General features: G+C 65.6%; 14 protein-coding genes and 1 pseudogene. 12 read left to right on the forward strand and 3 right to left on the reverse strand.

What is annotated here, in order from left to right:
- Positions 1-32: 32 nt before the first annotated feature.
- Positions 33-632, reverse strand: a pseudogene (locus tag KBZ12_RS04525) (TVP38/TMEM64 family protein); the annotation flags it as partial.
- A gap of 51 nt (positions 633-683) precedes the next feature.
- Between KBZ12_RS04525 and KBZ12_RS04530 the strand changes: the two are divergent.
- Positions 684-1,133, forward strand: a complete 450-nt coding sequence (locus KBZ12_RS04530; protein ID WP_254956633.1) for a hypothetical protein — start codon at positions 684-686, stop codon at positions 1,131-1,133.
- 109 nt (positions 1,134-1,242) lie between these two features.
- Entirely contained in the window at positions 1,243-1,965 is a 723-nt protein-coding gene (locus KBZ12_RS04535; protein ID WP_254956634.1) for a jacalin-like lectin, read from the forward strand.
- A gap of 73 nt (positions 1,966-2,038) precedes the next feature.
- On the opposite strand, the gene KBZ12_RS04540 is transcribed toward KBZ12_RS04535, so the two are convergent.
- Positions 2,039-5,101, reverse strand: a complete 3,063-nt coding sequence (locus tag KBZ12_RS04540; protein ID WP_254956635.1) for a choice-of-anchor I family protein — start codon at positions 5,099-5,101, stop codon at positions 2,039-2,041.
- Between the two features lie 474 nt (positions 5,102-5,575).
- Between KBZ12_RS04540 and KBZ12_RS04545 the strand changes: the two genes are divergently transcribed.
- Both KBZ12_RS04545 and KBZ12_RS04550 read left to right on the forward strand, forming a co-directional pair.
- On the forward strand, positions 5,576-5,689 hold the full coding sequence (locus KBZ12_RS04545) for a DNA ligase (RefSeq protein ID WP_254956752.1): 114 nt from the start codon (positions 5,576-5,578) through the stop codon (positions 5,687-5,689).
- A gap of 167 nt (positions 5,690-5,856) precedes the next feature.
- On the forward strand, positions 5,857-6,021 hold the full coding sequence (locus KBZ12_RS04550; protein WP_254956636.1) for a hypothetical protein: 165 nt from the start codon (positions 5,857-5,859) through the stop codon (positions 6,019-6,021).
- Between the two features lie 292 nt (positions 6,022-6,313).
- Here KBZ12_RS04550 and KBZ12_RS04555 read toward each other — a convergent pair whose 3' ends face one another.
- Positions 6,314-6,931, reverse strand: coding sequence for a TVP38/TMEM64 family protein (locus KBZ12_RS04555; RefSeq protein WP_254956637.1), 618 nt, complete (start codon positions 6,929-6,931; stop codon positions 6,314-6,316).
- A 77-nt stretch (positions 6,932-7,008) separates the two neighbouring features.
- Here KBZ12_RS04555 and KBZ12_RS04560 point away from each other — a divergent pair, with 77 nt between their 5' ends.
- The 8 genes from KBZ12_RS04560 (at position 7,009) to KBZ12_RS04595 (ending at position 16,840) form a co-directional block, all read left to right on the forward strand.
- A complete protein-coding gene (locus tag KBZ12_RS04560; RefSeq protein WP_254956638.1) occupies positions 7,009-8,076 on the forward strand; it encodes an efflux RND transporter periplasmic adaptor subunit in 1,068 nt (355 codons plus the stop codon).
- Positions 8,073-9,242, forward strand: a complete 1,170-nt coding sequence (devC, locus tag KBZ12_RS04565; protein ID WP_254956639.1) for an ABC transporter permease DevC — start codon at positions 8,073-8,075, stop codon at positions 9,240-9,242. The genes KBZ12_RS04560 and devC overlap by 4 nt, the downstream gene beginning before the upstream one ends.
- Positions 9,242-9,955 (forward strand): ATP-binding cassette domain-containing protein, encoded by a 714-nt coding sequence (locus KBZ12_RS04570; RefSeq protein ID WP_254956640.1) that lies wholly within the window; start codon positions 9,242-9,244, stop codon positions 9,953-9,955. Before devC ends, KBZ12_RS04570 begins: the two co-directional genes overlap by 1 nt.
- Positions 9,956-9,993: 38 nt before the next feature.
- Positions 9,994-10,116 (forward strand): hypothetical protein, encoded by a 123-nt coding sequence (locus KBZ12_RS04575; RefSeq protein WP_254956641.1) that lies wholly within the window; start codon positions 9,994-9,996, stop codon positions 10,114-10,116.
- A 41-nt stretch (positions 10,117-10,157) separates the two neighbouring features.
- A complete protein-coding gene (locus KBZ12_RS04580; RefSeq protein ID WP_254956642.1) occupies positions 10,158-12,458 on the forward strand; it encodes a class I SAM-dependent DNA methyltransferase in 2,301 nt (766 codons plus the stop codon).
- A 109-nt stretch (positions 12,459-12,567) separates the two neighbouring features.
- Complete coding sequence (locus KBZ12_RS04585; RefSeq protein ID WP_254956643.1) at positions 12,568-13,743, forward strand: Fic family protein; 1,176 nt, start codon at positions 12,568-12,570, stop codon at positions 13,741-13,743.
- A complete protein-coding gene (locus KBZ12_RS04590) occupies positions 13,740-15,140 on the forward strand; it encodes a restriction endonuclease subunit S (RefSeq protein ID WP_254956644.1) in 1,401 nt (466 codons plus the stop codon). The genes KBZ12_RS04585 and KBZ12_RS04590 overlap by 4 nt, the downstream gene beginning before the upstream one ends.
- Positions 15,137-16,840 carry an ATP-binding protein gene (locus KBZ12_RS04595; RefSeq protein WP_254956645.1) on the forward strand — a complete coding sequence of 568 codons (1,704 nt, stop codon included), beginning with the start codon at positions 15,137-15,139 and terminating at the stop codon, positions 16,838-16,840. Before KBZ12_RS04590 ends, KBZ12_RS04595 begins: the two co-directional genes overlap by 4 nt.
- The last annotated feature ends 37 nt before the right edge of the window (positions 16,841-16,877 follow it).

Raw genomic sequence — 16,877 nt, forward strand, 5'->3', positions numbered from 1 at the left:
GCCTGAATCGCAACGGCGGATGCTACCCCGCGTTCCTCCAGGGCCAGGCGCACCTGGCGGCCCACCGGCAGCACCGCCGCCAGGGTGGCGACCACCCCCAGCAGCCGCAGGGACCAGGTGGCGCCATCGGCCGGGCCGGCCAGCAGGGGCGCAAAGCGGCTGGGATCGCCGGCCGCCGCCCCCAGGGCGCAGAAGAGCACGGTGCCGGGGAGGATCCCGATCAGGCCAATCGAATAGTCCCACAGGCTCACCTCACTGAGGCCGTAGGCCAGGTTCAGCAGGCTGAAGGGGAAGGCGGGGGAGAGCCGGGTGAGCAGCACCAGGGCCAACCCCTGGCGGCACACCGCCCGCTCCACCGCCAGCAGCCGCGGCGCCCCGGCCAGGCGACGGCGGGCCCAGCCGCGCCAGCGGCCACGCCCCAGCAGGAACATCGCCTGGGCCCCCAGACAGGCCCCGGCGAAGACCAGCACGCTGCCCCAGAACGGTCCGTAGAGCACCCCGGCCAGCATCGAGGCCCACACCCCCGGCAGGAGAATGGTCACCCACAGCGCATAGAGGGGCACGAAGGCCACGGCCCCGACGGGGGAACGCAGCCAGGGCAACAGGTGATCCGGCAGCCAGAGCGAGTCCATGGGACCACCGTATCGACCCTGCCTACGCTTGGGTCTGCTGCCCGTGCTGCCATGGCTGACCCCTCGGAGCTGGCCCAGCAGGTCGCCCGGGGGGCCCTGTTCCGCGGGCGCCACGGCGTCACCGGCAGCGGCGAGCCCCTGGAGGCCGCCGTGGGCGGCACGGTGCTGCCGGCGGGCTGGCAGCTGTGCCGCAGCCGCCAGGGAATTGTGCAGTCGCTGCACAGCGGCAGCTCGCTGGGGATCGGCCTGGGCCCCCTGCAGCTGCTCAAGGCCAAGCAGGACTTCCGCGACTCCCTGAGGACCACCGCCTTCAGCCTCTCGCTGGTGGTCTGGGCCCGCCAGGTGGCCGCAGCGCTGGAGGTGGGCCAGACCCACCTGCTGGACGGACTGGCCGTGCCGGCCGGCCCCGCCGAGCTGGAGGTCTTCGTGGCCCTGCACGGGGATGGTTTCGTGGCGGCGGCGGAGGTGGGCGGGGAGTGCCACGGGGTGTTCACCTTCTAGGCCCAGTCACGGGAACAGGCGCGGATGGTGGAGCGGCAGATCGGGGCGGAGCTGGTCTTCGGCGGACTGTCCCTGAACCCCGCCCTGGCGGACCAGGGGCTACGAGAGCGTGCCTGCCATCGGCGCCGCCTTCCGGGCCGTGGCCACCAACCGCCAGCTGTTCAGCGGCGAGGGCCCTGGCGATGGCCTGGATGAGCGCCGCGAACGGCTGGAGGGCCTGATCCACCAGATGGACTGGGTGGCGGCCATCGACGCCTGCCGGGCCGCGTACGTCGCTGCCCCCGCCACTCCCATAGAGCCAACGCCGCTGCCGTCCCTGGCGGCGGGCAGCCCCGAGCTGAACGTGACCCTGGGCGAGGAGCCGCCGATGGGGGGCAACGGCGGCTCCCCCTTCCCCTACCCCAGGCGGGCCGAGGCCATCCGCCAGCGGCGGCAGCTGGTGGAGGTGGCTCTGCGCACCGGCTCGCGGGTGGATCAGATCCGGTTGCGTTATGCCGGCGAGGGGGAGCCGTTCGAGGCGGAGGTCCACGGCGGCGGCGGCGGCGGCGACCGGGGCCGCCTGGAGCTGGGGGACGGCGTGGTGATCCGCCGCATCGAAGCCCTCAGCGGCACCCGCGTCGACCGGCTGTTCCTCACCAGCAGCGATGGCCAGAAGATCGGCGGGGGTGGCCAGGCCGGTGATCGGCCGGTCGACTGGACGGTGCCGACAGGCAGCGTGGTGCTGGGCTTCAGCGGCCGCAGCGGCCTGGAACTGGATGGCCTGCGGGCCGTGGTGGCCCGCTTCGGGCCCCTGACCTGGCAGCCGCTGGGAGAGGAAGCCGAGGAGCCCTGAAAGAAAAAAGCCCCTCACAGGAGGGGCCGAGGGCCGGGCTCGCGCCGGGCCGAAGGGATCGGATCAGATCAGATCAGACCAGCGGCGGCGCCACCTTGATCAGGTCGATCTGGCCGCCTTCCGTGAGGTAATGACTGCCCACGATGTTGCCGTTGGTGAGGCTATGGGCCTGCACATCGGCCAGGAAATAGCTTCCTGTGCTGGCGCCGTACATCGCCGACACATCGAACACACCGGAGGATTCCCAGTTGCCGATGTCGGTGGGAGCGGAATCGCTCTGGCCATAGGCGGTGGGCACGGCGGTGCGATCGATCTGGGCCCAGCGCTGTTTGGTGCCGGTGATCGCGTCAACCTTCCAGATCGAAGCCTCCTGACTGCCGAAATTGCCCGCCGCTGTTCCTGCGGGAACGGAGCGATCTTCCTGCACGTACAGGTAGTTCCCGCTCCAGGCCAGGCCATCCGGGTTGCGCAGGTCGTTCAGGGGACGGGTGCCGGTAAGCCGATCGGCATCCACCACCACCTTCATGGAGGTGTTCGCCCCGGCGGCCAGCAGGCCATTGGTATCGAAGCTGTTGGACAGGTCAAGGACCTGCACGTTGCCGTAGAGGTCGGTCCCGCTGCCGCCGGTGGTGGTGAAGGCCACCTGCTTGCCGCTCGGGCCCACATCGCCGTCCTCGATCCGGGTGAACTGCATGGCGCCGGCATTGCTGGCCAGGGTGCGCAGGTCGCTGGCGGTGGCCAGCGCGGCAATCTGGGTGCCCGTGCCGAGCTGCACCCAGCTCCCGGCAATCGCCGTGTTGAGGGCCACACCGGCGACGCCGGCGGGGGTGTTGGCGATCGTGTCGGCTTTCCAGGCATAGAGGGACCCGTTGCCGGCGCCAATGCCGTTGCGGGCCAGCAGATTCGTGCTGCCGGCGGTTTTGGTGCCCACCCACATGTAGAGGTAGTTGGAGATGCCGGAGGTGTCGTCAAAGAGCATCGTCGCCACCGTGTTGGCATTGCCGGTGTCCACCTGCACGGCCGATTCCCAGCCGCCCAGACCGAAGGCCGGCACGTGGTAGAGCTTGCCGCTGCCCGTTGGATCCAGGGCGAAGAAGCGGCCATTACTGGTTTCCTCGCCGGCCAGATAGAGCCTGTCAACGAATCCCCGTCCGCCGAACTGTCCGGCCGGGCTCAGGTTGGCGGAGCAGAAGCGGCTGATGCCGCTGCCAAGGGAGAAAGAGGCATTGGGACTGATCACCTGGCTGTACGCCAGGCCTCCGGCCAGCATGCCCGACTGGAACCCATTCGCCGCATTGCCGTCGAGGTCTTTGGCCACGACGAAGCGGGAGATGCGACCGCCCGTGACGGTCTGGGTGGTGAGGGGTGCGGATCCGGCCTTCACCTGCACCTGGTACTGGTAGCCGGAGCTGCTACCGATCTCATGGTTCACCAGGAGGCTGTAGGTGCCGTCGTTGTTGTCATAGGCCCCCATGCCATCGAAGATGCCCACCGGCGTGTACACACTGCTGCCTGCCGTGAGGCCGTTCACCACCTCGCCGTTGGTGAGCAGGCTGCGGATCGTCAGCTTGTCGCCGCCGGCCACATCCTTGAGCATGGTCTTGCCGAAGGCGCCGGCATTGACGCCCTTGCTGCTTACCAGCTCCTGCAGATCCAGATAATCGAGGGTGTTGGACACTTCGTTGGAGACCACCAACATCGGCTTGCCGGAGGGGCTGCTGGCGCCCTGCACCACGGCCAGGCCTTCGGGCGAGAGGCTGGCGGGGAGCACCGCACTGGTGACAAACGACACTTTGGTGGGATCGGTGACTTCAAACACCGCCAGCATGCTCTTGGTGGTGCGCTCCGTGCCCACGATTGCGTAGGTGCGGCCATTGAGCGTGGCCGTCACCACGCCCTCGGGTTCGGTGCCCTTGTCGTCACTGCGGGTGTCGTCGTAGACGCCTTGGGCGATCGCCACCGACTGGAGGGTGTTGCCACTGTCCCAGCGCAGCGCCCCGTTGCTGGCGTCAAACAGGCTGATGCTGCGGCTGCCGAAGGCGGTGGGCTGGCTGCTGATGTCCGTGATCGTTTTGAGGCGGTTGCCAGGGCCAGCGTTGCGCTGCTCATCGGTGAAGCTGCCGTAGGCGCGGCCATCGCCCTCGTTGGCGGTGATGAAATAGCTTTTGCTTCCGAGGTTGAACGCGGCAATGCCATCGGGCATGCGCAAGCCGAGCACGTTGTTGCCGAACACCGGCTTGATCAATTGGCCCGTCCCAGCTGAGTCATCGCGATCGGAGAGATCGACGAGCTGCTTCGAGAAATCAACCGATCCCAGGGCGAAGATGCGCTCAATGCTGTTGGTGAGCAAATTCACCTTGGCAACAGCGTTGTTCTCCTGAAGAGTCACGTAGGCGAAATTGCCATTCACCGCCACATACTCAGGCTCGATGTCGGTGGCCTGCGTGGTGCCGGCAGGGCCACTGACGCGAACCCCGGATGGCAGCGTGAGGCCACTGAAGCCCAGCTCGGTATAGCTGAAACTCGGGCGGCCGAGTGGACGGGTGATCGAAATGATGCCGATGCTGCCCTCACGATCAATGGCGTAATTCGTGGTGGGCTCGCCTTCGTTGGCCACCACCAACTTGGTGCCGGTGCTGTTGAAGGCGATGCCATCGGGCAGGTAGCCCACGCTCACTTCCTGAAGGAAGGTGAGCACCCCGTCGGCATTGGCGCGGTAGAAGCGCACCACACCGCGGCCGGCGTTGGTGGAGTAGTCACTGGGGGACAGGGCGACCGCCACGAGGCTGCCGAAGCTGGCAACGGACTGGGAATTCCAGGCCACCTGGTTGGGAGAGACGGCCACCGGTGCGCTGCCGTAGGTCAGGCGCTCCAGCAGTTCCGGCGCTGCGGCGGGCAGGATGCTGGCGGTGCTGATTTGCAGGGTGCCGCCACCGCCGGAGGAAACGGTGAAGCGCTGGCCATCGGCCACTGCCACCGCGGAGATCTCGCTCTGGAAGTTCTCCGTAGGAGGCGTGGTCTGCGGAATGGTGGTGGAGAGATTCAGCGTGCCCTTGAGGGGCCGGGCGCTGGCACGGCTCCCATAAATTTGATTCAGCAGAATGTCGAGCCAAGAGCCGGGGGAAGGCACAGCCATTCTTGAACCTAGTCAGAGAGGTCTCGTACAACGTCGCAAAGGATCACCAGAGACCGGTAAAGGGGCGGTAAAAACAAGCTCAACAAATAGCAAAATTTATTGAAATGTGCGCCCGATCACAACCATCTCAACCCAGGCACACCTCGGGCAAGTGATTATCAACACCTCCTTGCGCTGAGGGGCTGTGCTTTGCGACGGGCTGGGCGGAAGCCGAGCCTGGGCGCTGATGCGAACAACCCCTCCTTCCATCGCTGGGTGAAGCCCGACTGCCGCTGCGCCAGGCTGGTGGAGCCGCAGCAAGGTTCAGCACCACCGCCAACCAGCAGCTGCTCAGCGACCTAGAGAGCCTGGGCTTCGCCCTGGCCAGCGCTCCCGAAGGTGGGGCCAGCAACAGTGGGCGGAACCCTGACCATCTGAGAGGGCGGACCTTCGTGCTCTCCGGCACCCTGCCGTCCTTGAAGAAGATCCGGCTACGTGGTAGCCGGCGCCGAGGCCGGCAGCAAGCTCAGCAAAGCCAACAGCCTGCGGGTGCCGGGACTGGATGAGGCGGGGCTTCGCCAGTTGCTGGAACAGCCCGCTACCCGCTGAGGCCACGACGGGCGGCGGCCAGCAGGGCCACCGCCGAGAGACCCGCCATACGCAGCAGAGCAAGCATCCCAACAGAGCAAATCTCCTGTTCATCCTGAAGCAGACCCGAGAACCCTGGGATGCGGGGCTGGGTCGGCAGCTGTCCAGAGCCTCCCTAGGCTCAAGCCATGACCACGCCCCCCATCCACCGCTGGATCAAGACCGAATGCGGTCGGGCGCAATACGCCGAGCTGGCGGCCCGCAGCGGCCCCCTGGCCCGCCTGCGCCTGGCCTGGTTTGTGCTGATCGCCGCCCTGCGGGACTGGCGGCTGTCGGCTCCGGCGCACGAGTGAAGAAACCGGCCAGCGCCGGATCACACGGCCCCAGGAGGCTGTTGAAAACCTGTCCCGCCCCCGCTTGAGCGCCCCCTGGCCACCCGGCTACCCGGTGTTGATACGTGGTCCACGGGGCCAGCAGCACGACGATCCGCTCATCTGAGGGGTGCTTGAGCAGTCCCCCCGAACGATCTGGACAACGACCGACAGGACCCTCACTGCCCTGACGGGACCTGAGTCTCAGGGCCCTGCATGGGTCCTGGTGCCTGGGTCCAGCCCATCGGCCCTGGGCTCAGACTTCAGCCTGAGCTCAGGCCTCCGGCTCCGGCCGGGCCAATGCCCGCTGGGCCGCCCGCCCCACCAGCCAGACCGAGCCCACGGTCGCCACCAAGCCGAGGAGGCGCAGGGCCCAGGTGCCGGGATTGGCGGCGCCAGTGAGCACCTCCTGGAAGCGGGCCACATCACCCGCCAGGGCGCCGAGGCCGCAGAACAGCACCGTGCCCGGCAGGATGCCCAGCAAACCGATCGAGTAGTCGCGCAGGCTCACCTCGCTGAGGCCGTAGGCGAGGTTGAGCAGGCTGAAGGGGAAGGCCGGCGACAGCCGGGTCAGCAGCACCAGCCGCAGGCCCTCGCGGCTGACGGCCTGCTCCACCTGCAGCAGGCTGGGCGTGGCCGCCAGGCGCCGGCGGGCCCAGTTGCGCAGCCAGCCCCGACCCAGCAGAAACACGATCTCGGCGCCCAGGCAGGCCCCCACAAACACGATCAGGCTGCCCCACCAGGTGCCATACAGAGCACCGGCCAGCATCGACGCCCAGACCCCTGGCAGCAGCAGGGTCACCCAGAGGGCATAAAGCGGCACGAACGCCAGGGCGCCGAGGGGGGAGCGCAGGGCGGGCAGCAGCTGGTCGAGCAGGGCCGATCCATCCATGGCCGAACCGTAGCGATGGGCAGGGCCAGGCCGGCGCCTTATAACCGGCCCAGGCGAGGACGCGTCGGACGGTGACCATGCCCAGGCCCACGGGTCGTAAGGGGGGCCGCGGACCCTGGCCGTTGGTGGCGGCCCTGCTCGCCCTGGTGTTGCTGGCCGGCCTCGGCAGTCGCCTGTGGCAGGAACGCCAGCAGAAGCAGGTCGAAGCGCGGAAGGCCGTACCGCTGCTGCCGCGCCAGGTGGCCGCCCTGGGCCGGATCGAGCCCCTGGGCGGCATCAGCAAGGTGTCGGTGCCCAGTTCGCTCAGCAACGACCGGGTCAAGGAGATCCTGGTCAAGGATGGCCAGGAGGTGCGCAAGGGTCAGCCCCTGGCGGTGCTCGAAAGCCTCGACACGCTCGAGAGCAGCGTGCGCAAATCCGAGGCGGCGATACGGGTGGCCGAGAGCAAGCTGGCCGCCCAGGACAGCGTCATCGCCCGCTACAAGGCGGATCTGGGCCAGGCCAGTGCCGAGGCGCGGCGGGCTGAACAGCTGTTCGCCGCCGGGGCCACCAGCGCCAACCGGGTCGAGAAACTGCAGGCCGACGAAAGCAGTGCCAAGGCCCAGCTGGCCGAGGCGATCACCACCAAGGGCACCCTGGCCGCAGAGCTGCGGGAGAGCCGGGCGTCGCTGGACAAGGACAAGGTTGAGCGGGCCAAGGCCACGGTGTTGGCCCCCTTCTCCGGCACTGTGTTCAAGGTGCATGCCCATCCGGGCGACAAGGCCGGTGACGACGGCCTGCTGGAGATGGGCGACAGCAGCCGCATGGGCGTGATCGCCGAGGTGTACCAGAGCGATCGCCCACTGATCGCCCTGGGCCAGAAGGTCAGCCTCAGCGCCGACGGCTTCAAGGGGCGCAGCGTGCAGGGGAAGGTGGTGGAGATCGCCCGCGAAGTCAGCCGCCAGACCGTGTTCAGCGGCCAGGCCGGCGAGAATCTGGACCGGCGGGTGCTGGAGGTGAAGATCGGCCTGACCCCGGAGGATTCGGCAGTTGCCAGCCACCTCAACTACCTGCAGGTGAACGTGCTGTTCGCCCCGTTGACGGCGGCCCAGAAAGCCAGCCAGAAGGCGGCCCGGGACCGTGTTCTGGCTGTTCAGAAGCGATGAACCCGCTGACCGCCCTGCGCCGCACGCCCCTGGCCTGGCGGCAGACCAGCCATCGACCGATGCGGCTGCTCGCCGCCATCGCCGGGGTGAGTTTCGCCAACGTGCTGGTGTTCTTCCAGCTGGGGCTGGCCAGCGGGCTCTATGCCAGCCAGAAGCGCCCCCTGGAGAGGCTCAACGGCGAGCTGGTGATGGTGAGCCGGCGCTACACCAACCTGGGCGAACCGCTCAACCTGCCCCGCAGCCGCCTGATCCAGGCCCTGGGGGTGCAGGGCGTGAAGGCGGTGACGCCCCTCTACATCGGCAAGACCGACTGGCTCAACCGCGACAGCCGCGAGAAAAAACAGGCGCTGATCTTCGGGCTATCGCCGGAGAATCCTGCCCTGCGCATCCCCGAGGTGACGGCCGATCCGGGCAAGCTGCTGCGCCCCGATGGCCTCTTTTTCGACACCCTCTCCAAGAAGGCGGCGGGTCCCGTGGGCCAGGTGGTGGCCCGGGACGGTGACTACGACACCGAGCTGCGCGGCAAGCGGGCCGTGGTGAATGGGTTGTTCACGATGGGGCTCACCTTTGCCGCCGACATCAACCTGCTCACCTCCGCCAGCAACTTCAAGACCTGGTTCCCCGATCAGACCAGTGACGACATCCAGCTCGGTGTGATCCAGCTGGAAGCGGGCATCAGCCCGCTGCAGGTGCAAGCCACCTTGAACAGCTTTCTCGATCCGTCGGTGAAGGTGCTCACCCTCAAGGAGCTGGAGGACGTGGAGGTGGACCACTGGCGCAACAACACCTCCTTCGGGCTGATCTTCAACCTTGGGGTGCTGGTGGGCCTGGTGGTCGGCGCCATCATTGTGTATCAGATCCTCTATTCCGACGTCAGTGACCATCTGCCGGAGTACGCCACGATGAAGGCGATGGGCTACAGCAATGGCTTCGTCGTTGGTATCATCGTGCAGGAATCGCTGCTGCTGGCCGCCCTGGCCTGCCTGCCCAGCCTGCTGCTGTCCATGGGCCTGTATGCGCTGCTGGCCCGCTCCACCTCGCTGCTGATCGCGATGACCCTCCAGCGGGCTCTGGTGGTGTTCAGCCTGACCCTGGTGATGGCGGCCGGATCGGGCTGGCTGGCCACCGGCAAGCTGCGGCGGCTCGACCCCGCCGACATCTTCTGATGACGCCGCTGGACGCTGCAGTCGGGCGCGAGCGGCCCATCGAGCTCCAGCATCTCGACCACTGGTTCGGCGAGGGGGAGACCGCCAAACAGGTGCTCATCGACATCAACCTGACGGTGCACGCCGGCGAGATCCTGATCCTTACGGGGCCCTCAGGCTCCGGCAAGACCACCCTGCTGACCATGCTCGGCGGCCTGCGGGCCGCCCAGAGCGGCAGCCTCAGGGTGCTGGGGGAGGAGCTGCTCCATGCCGACAACGACGCCCTCACCCGGCTGCGGCGCCAGGCGGGCTTCATCTTCCAGGCCCACAATCTGCTGCCTTACCTGACGGCCCAGGAGAACGTGCGCTTCGGCCTGGAGGTTTCGCCCACCTGGCTGGCTCGGGGCCGGGCAGCGATGGATGACTGCGCCGCCGCCATGCTCGGCCACGTGGGGCTGGCGGAGCGGCAGCACTACTTCCCAGAGAAGCTCTCCGGCGGCCAGAAGCAGCGGGTGGCGATCGCCCGGGCCCTGGCCCCCAGCCCCCGATTGCTGCTGGCCGATGAACCCACCGCCGCCCTGGACAAGACCTCCGGCCGCGACGTCGTCGACCTGTTCCGCCAGCTGGCGGACGACAACGGCGCCGCGATCGTGATGGTCACCCACGACAACAAGATCCTCGACATCGCCGATCGGATCGTCACCCTCGAGGGTGGCCAGCTGGTCGAGAGCTGAGCGGCGCAGGCCGGGGGCACTCTGCCGGCGCAGTTGGGATGGGCGAGGTCTTTCTCGAGGCGGCCCCGCAGGGCTTCGAGGCCCACCAGTCCCTCGATCGGCAGCAGCCCCTGCTCCACGCCGCTCGCCGCCGGACGTGCTGGATGGGGGTTAAGGGGTGAGCTCTCCCTACTGTGAACGCCATTGGCAAGACAACGTTCGGATGGATCAGGCCACCCACAACCGGATCGTGTCGTTCCTGTGGGGCATCGCGGACGACGTGCTGCGCGATCTGTTCCGGCGGGGCAAGTATCAGGATGTGATCCTGCCGATGGCGGTGCTGCGGCGGCTGGATGCAGTGCTGGAGCCCACCAAGGCCAAGGTGCTGGAAGCCAAGACCAGGCTCGATGCAGCCGAAATCAAGGAACAAGAAGCGGCTCTGCGCGCAGCGGCAGGCCAGGCCTTCTACAACGTTTCTCCCTTCGTGCTGCGCGATCTCACAACGCGTGGCAGCGAACAAAAACTACGGGCCGATTTCGAGGCCTATCTGGAGGGCTTCAGCGACAACGTGCAGGACATACTTGAAAACTTCAAGTTCCGCAACCACATCCCCACGCTGTCACGCTCGGATTCGCTTGGCACACTGATCAGCAAGTTCCTCGATCCCCAGATCGATCTGAGCCCAGCGGCCCTCGACAACCACGCCATGGGCACGGTGTTCGAGGAGCTGGTGCGCCGCTTCAATGAAGACAACAACGAGGAAGCAGGTGAGCACTGGACCCCCCGCGATGCGGTGCGGCTGATGAGCAACCTGATCTTCCAGCCGATCGCAGGCCAGGTAAAGAGCGGCAGCTATCTGCTTTACGACGGCGCCTGCGGCACCGGCGGCATGCTCACGGTGGCCGATGAAACCCTGCGGGAGCTTGCGCAGGCCCATGGCCAGCAGGTGGCAACGCACCTGTATGCCCAGGAGATCAACCCCGAAACCTATGCGGTCTGCAAGGCCGACATGCTGCTCAAGGGCGAGGGCGAGAACGCCGACAACATCGTGGGCGGGGCTGAATGGTCGACCCTGTCACACGACGCCTTCCCGGCACGGGTCTTCGATTTCATGCTCTCCAATCCGCCCTATGGCAAGAGCTGGAAGAAGGATCTCGAAGCGATGGGCGGCAAGAAGGAGATGAAGGATCCACGTTTCCAAGTGAACCACAGTGATGAGCTGCTGTCGCTGGTGACGCGCTCCAGCGATGGCCAGATGCTGTTCCTGGCCAACATGGCCAGCAAGATGAACCACGACTCGCCGCTGGGCAGCCGCATCGCCCAGGTTCACAACGGCTCCTCGTTGTTCACCGGCGATGCCGGCTCGGGCGAAAGCAACATCCGCCGCTGGCTGTTCGAGAACGACTGGGTGGAGGCAATCGTGGCCCTGCCGCTCAATCTCTTCTACAACACGGGCATCGCCACCTATGTGTGGCTGCTGAGCAACCGCAAAATGCCCGAACGGCAGGGCAAGGTGCAGCTGATTGATGCCAGCGGCTGGAGCCAGCCGCTGCGCAAGAACCTGGGCAAGAAGAACTGCGAGCTGGGTCCGGCTGATATCGATCGCGTGATGGCCGCGTATGTCGCTATGGAGGAGAGCGAACACGCCAAGGTGTTCGCCAATGAGGCCTTCGGCTATTGGAAGGTGACGGTGGAGCGCCCGCTGCGCCTGCACAGCCGCATCACCCCAGCCGCGATCGCGGCGCTGCGCACCGCCTCGGGAGACAGGGAGATCCGTGAAGCGGCCCTGGAGCAGTTCGGCGATGCTCTGGTGACAGACTTTGCCGCCGTGCGGCCCAGCCTGGAGGGCTTCCTCAACGATTGGGGCTCCGAGGATGACAACGACGACGAGGAGGGCGACGAGGCCCCGAAGCGGGTGCTGCCTGAGAAACGCCGCAAGAAACTGCTGGATGGAGCCACCTGGCAACGCGATGAGCAGCTGACCGTGGCCGCCGAGGCGCTGCGGGAGCTGTTTGGTGAGGAGCTGTTCACCGATCACAACCACTTCCGCGCCGAGGTGCAGAAGGGTCTGAAGCTTCAGGGCATCAAGTTGACGGCGGCCGATCTGAAGCCGCTGCTGAAGGAAACAAGCTGGCGGGAGGAGCAGGCGCCACCAGTGATCACCAAGGTCCACAAGCCGAGCAAGGTCGAAGCCGATCCGCTCCATGGCCGCTACGAGGCCGAGATCGGCGGCAAGGCCTGCGTGGTGGAGTACGAGCCAGACGTGGACCTGCGCGACAGCGAACAGGTGCCGTTGCTGGAGGAGGGCGGCATCGAGGCCTTCATCCGCCGCGAGGTGCTGCCCTACACGCCCGATGCCTGGATCAACGCCGAAGCCACCAAGGTGGGCTATGAGGTGAGCTTCACGCGCCACTTCTACAAACCCAAGCCCCTGCGCTCCCTCGCCGAGATCGCCGCCGACATCCGCGCGATCGAGCAGGAGGCCGAGGGGCTGCTGGATGGGTTGCTGGTGGGGGCGGGGTGAAGGGTGCCATGGGAAAGGCTGCGATGCGCATGCCGCCCAACACCCCCCATAGTGAAGACAGCGTTTACCATGGAACCAGGAAGCGCCCATGGGAAAGGCACGGCAACCCATGCTTGAAGCCAGGTCGAGCCGCGCCGGCACCTACCGCACCCAGCCCACTGGCTACAGGGCCTTCCATCCCGCGCCGCTGCCTCCGGATCCGCCGCTGCAGTTGGGCGGCGAGCTGCAGGTGCTGCTCTCCCAGGCCGATCGGGCACTGGGGCGGCTGGATGGGTCGGTGGAAACGTTGCCGAATCCGGATCTGTTCGTGTTCATGTATGTACGCAAGGAGGCGGTGCTCTCCAGCCAGATCGAGGGCACCCAGAGCTCCCTGCAGGATCTGCTGGCGGCAGAGGCCAACCTGTTCGGCACGGAGAACCTGCCCCACGATGTGGATGAGGTGGTGAACTACGTGCGAGCCATGAACCATGGCCTGGGAAGGTTGGTCACCCTGCCGGTGTCGATGCGCTTGATCGGCGAGATTCACGCCGAACTGCTGCAGGGAGTACGCGGCAGCCGGCTCACCCCGGGGGAGCTGCGCCGCAGCCAGAACTGGATCGGCCCGGGCGGCTGCACATTGAGCACTGCCAGCTTCGTGCCACCACCACCGGAGCAGCTGCCGGAAGCATTGGGGGCCTTGGAGCGCTTTCTGCATGCACAGGACGATCTGCCGGCCTTGATCCGCATCGGCCTGGCCCATGCCCAGTTCGAAACGATCCATCCCTTTCTGGATGGCAACGGCCGGGTGGGTCGGCTGCTGATCACCTTCCTGCTCACCGAGAAGGGCATCCTGCAGAAACCAGTTCTCTACCTTTCGCACTACTTCAAGCAGCATCGCCAGGCCTATTACGACCATCTGCAGGCGGTACGGGACAATGGCGACTGGGAGGGCTGGCTGGCCTTCTTTCTGCAAGGCGTGGCAGAAGTGAGCCAGGAGGCCAGCGGCACGGCACGGCGCATCCTGGCGTTGCGGGAGCAGCACCGAGCTCTGATCACAGACCATCTGGGCCGCGCCGCCGCCAACGGGCACCGAGTGCTGGAAAGCCTGTTCGATCGGCCGATCGTGAGCGTGAACGCGATCGAAGCGCTGATCGCCACCACCTACCCCGCTGCCAACACGCTGGTGGCCCGGCTGGAGGCACTGGGCATCCTTCGTGAGATGACGGGGCAGAAACGCCACCGCCGCTTCTGCTACCAGCCCTACATCGAGCTGTTCGGCGACACGCCGCAGGAGGTGGCAGCGTGATTGAGGATCTGAAGCCCTATCCGGAGACCAAGGATTCAGGGTTGACCTGGCTGGGGGAGATTCCGGCGCATTGGGAGATCAAGCGCAATGGCAGTTTGTTCCTGCAGCGCAATGCCGTCGGCGAGCCCGATTGGCCCATTCTTGAGGTTTCTCTGAGAACGGGGGTGCGGATCCGCGAGTTCGGATCATCAAAGCGCAAGCAAGTTATGAGCGATAAGGCGAAATACAAATGCGCCGCCAAAGGGGACTACGTCTACAACATGATGAGGATGTGGCAAGGGGCTGCCGGGATTGCACCGGTTGATGGCTTGGTGAGCCCTGCCTATGTGGTGGCCAAGCCTCTGCCCCATATCAATCCGGGCTACTTTGCATCGCTATTCCGAACAGATGACTATCTTGCAGAAATTGATGCCTTTTCTCGAGGCATTGTCAAAGACCGCAACCGCCTCTATTGGGATCAGTTCAAACAGATTCCCACCCCCTGCCCGCCGACTGAAGAGCAGGACGCCATTGTTCGCTTCCTCACCTGGGCTACCAACCGCCTGGACCGCACCATCCGGGCCAAGCGAAGGATCATCGCCCTGCTGAATGAGCAGAAGCAGGCCATCATTCACCGTGCCGTGACGCGGGGGCTGAATCCCTCCGTGCCGCTCAAGGATTCGGGGATTCCTTGGCTGGGGGAGATTCCGGAGCACTGGGAGGTGACAGCGCTTCGCCGGCACTGGACAGTTACCGACTGCAAGCATCTCACCGTCCCATTTGTAGAGAACGGAGTTCCTCTTGCCAGCGTCAGAGAAGTCAGAAATTTTGAACTTGACCTAAGCGAATGCAAACTAACAACTCCTGAGTGGTACCAGCATCTGATCCAAGGCGATCGAAAGCCTGAAGAGGGCGACATCATCTATTGCCGTAACGTAAGCGTTGGCTCGTCAGCACTAGTGACAACCGATGCCAAGTTTGCAATGGGCCAAGACGTATGCCTGATTCGGTCAGAACTGCAGAGTCAGCAATATCTAAACTATCTACTGCAGAGCTCATTCATGAAGAAGCAATTAGAGCTGCTTCTGGTTGGCTCTACATTCAAGAGGATCAACATTGCTCAAATCAAGGCGCTCACAGTGGTGATTCCACCAAGGCAAGAGCAAGATAAAATTGGCCGCCATCTCGCCGAGGAGCTCACTGCATACGAAACCGCAACATCCCGCCTAGAGCGCGAAATCACCCTCATCCGCGAGTACCGCACCCGCCTAATCGCCGATGTGGTCACCGGCAAGCTTGATGTGCGGCAGGCTGCGGCCGGGTTGCCGGAGGACATCGAAACCTTCGATCCCGGCGAGCCAGGTGTCGACATCGAAGAACTCGAGCCCGACGAAGAAGTGGATCCCGAGCTGCCATGAACGAGCAAGAGCTCATTGCCTTGGTGGATCGCCTCCGCGGGTTGCCCAGAGAAACCGAGTGGCTGGAGTTCAAGCACAACAATGCTGATCCCGAGGAAATCGGTGAGTACCTCTCTGCCCTGGCCAATGAAGCCGCGCTGCTGAATCAGCCGCGCGGCTATCTGATCTTTGGCATCGAGGATGCCAGCCACGCCGTCGTTGGCTGTCGCTTCGATCCCTACACGGCCAAAGCCAAGGGCAATCAGGATCTGCTGCCCTGGCTGGCCGCCCATCTGCAACCCAATCCCGGAATCGAGCCTCACTGCCTCAAGCACCCCGATGGCAGGGTTGCTCTGCTCGCAGTAGGCCCTGCCAGGGGGCGGCCGGTGGAGTTTCGGGGGCAGGGCTATTGCCGCGCTGGCACCAGCAAGACCAAGCTCGCCAATCACCCGGAAAAAGCGCGCAGGCTCTGGTCTCAGGGGGTCGACTGGTCTGCCAACGTCTGCGACGGCGCCAGCCTGGCGGATCTCGATCCCGAGGCCATTGCCAAGGCCCGCGAGCAGTTTCAGATCAAGCATCCCCAGCAGGCCCAGGAGCTCACCAGTTGGGACGACCGCACCTTCCTCAACAAGGCCCGGCTGCTGCGCCAGGGGGCGATCACCCACACCGCTGTTCTGCTTCTGGGCCGGTCTGAGGCCGCCACGCTGCTGTCGCCAGCCGTGGCCAAGGTGTCCTGGATCCTCAAGGACGCCGGCAACCACGAACTCGATTACGCCCACATCGGTCCTCCGTTTCTGCTGGCCGGTGATCAGCTGTTGCAACGCCTGCGCAACCTCACGGTGCGCGCCCTGCCCAGTGGCACCCTCTTCCCGCAGGAGTTAAGCCAATACGACCCCTGGGTGCTGCGGGAAGCGCTCCACAACGCCATCGCCCATCAGGACTATCTCCGCCATGGCCGAATCACCGTGGTGGAGTTCCCCGACCGCGTGCTGATCACCAACGTGGGCGACTTCCTCCCCGGAACGATCCGAACCGTGATCGAGCAGGACGCCCCACAGGAGCTCTACCGAAACCGGATGCTGGCGGACGCCATGGTGGAACTGAACCTGATCGATACCCAGGGCGGCGGCATCAAACGTATGTTCGAGACCCAGCGACGGCGCTCCTTCCCCCTGCCCGACTACGACCTCAGTGCCTCCGATCGGGTGCAGGTCACCATCCCCGGCCGCATCCTCGATGAACGCTACACACGGCTGCTGATGCAGCAGCCCGACCTCTCCCTGACCCAGGTGATCCTGCTCGACCGCATCCAGAAGGGCCTCCCGATCAGCCGCGACGAGCACCAGCAGCTCAAGAAGCAGAGGCTGGTGGAGGGCCGGTTTCCCCATCTGATCGTCTCGGCCGCCATGGCCCGCGCCACGGGCGAAACAGCCCGCCACATCCGCGAGAGCGGCTTCGAGAAGCAGTACTACCTCGATCTGATCCTCAAACTCGTCCGCCAGCATGAACCTGTGGCCCGCAAGGAGGTGGATGCCCTGCTACTGCCCAAGCTGCCTGAGCGTTTGAGCGAGGAGCAGAAGCTCAGAAAGGTTCAGAACCTGATGCAGGAGCTGCGCCGCGCTGGCCGAATCGAGCGGATCGGCACCCTGGAGGGCGCACGGTGGATCCTCAGGGCAGCAGCCGAGGGCTCTACTAAGGGCGGCTCCATCGCCGGCGATTAGCAGAGCAGTTAGCAAAGCCCCTAGCAGAGCTCCCGAA

Source organism: Cyanobium sp. Cruz CV13-4-11, from assembly GCF_024346055.1.
Lineage (GTDB): Bacteria > Cyanobacteriota > Cyanobacteriia > PCC-6307 > Cyanobiaceae > Cyanobium.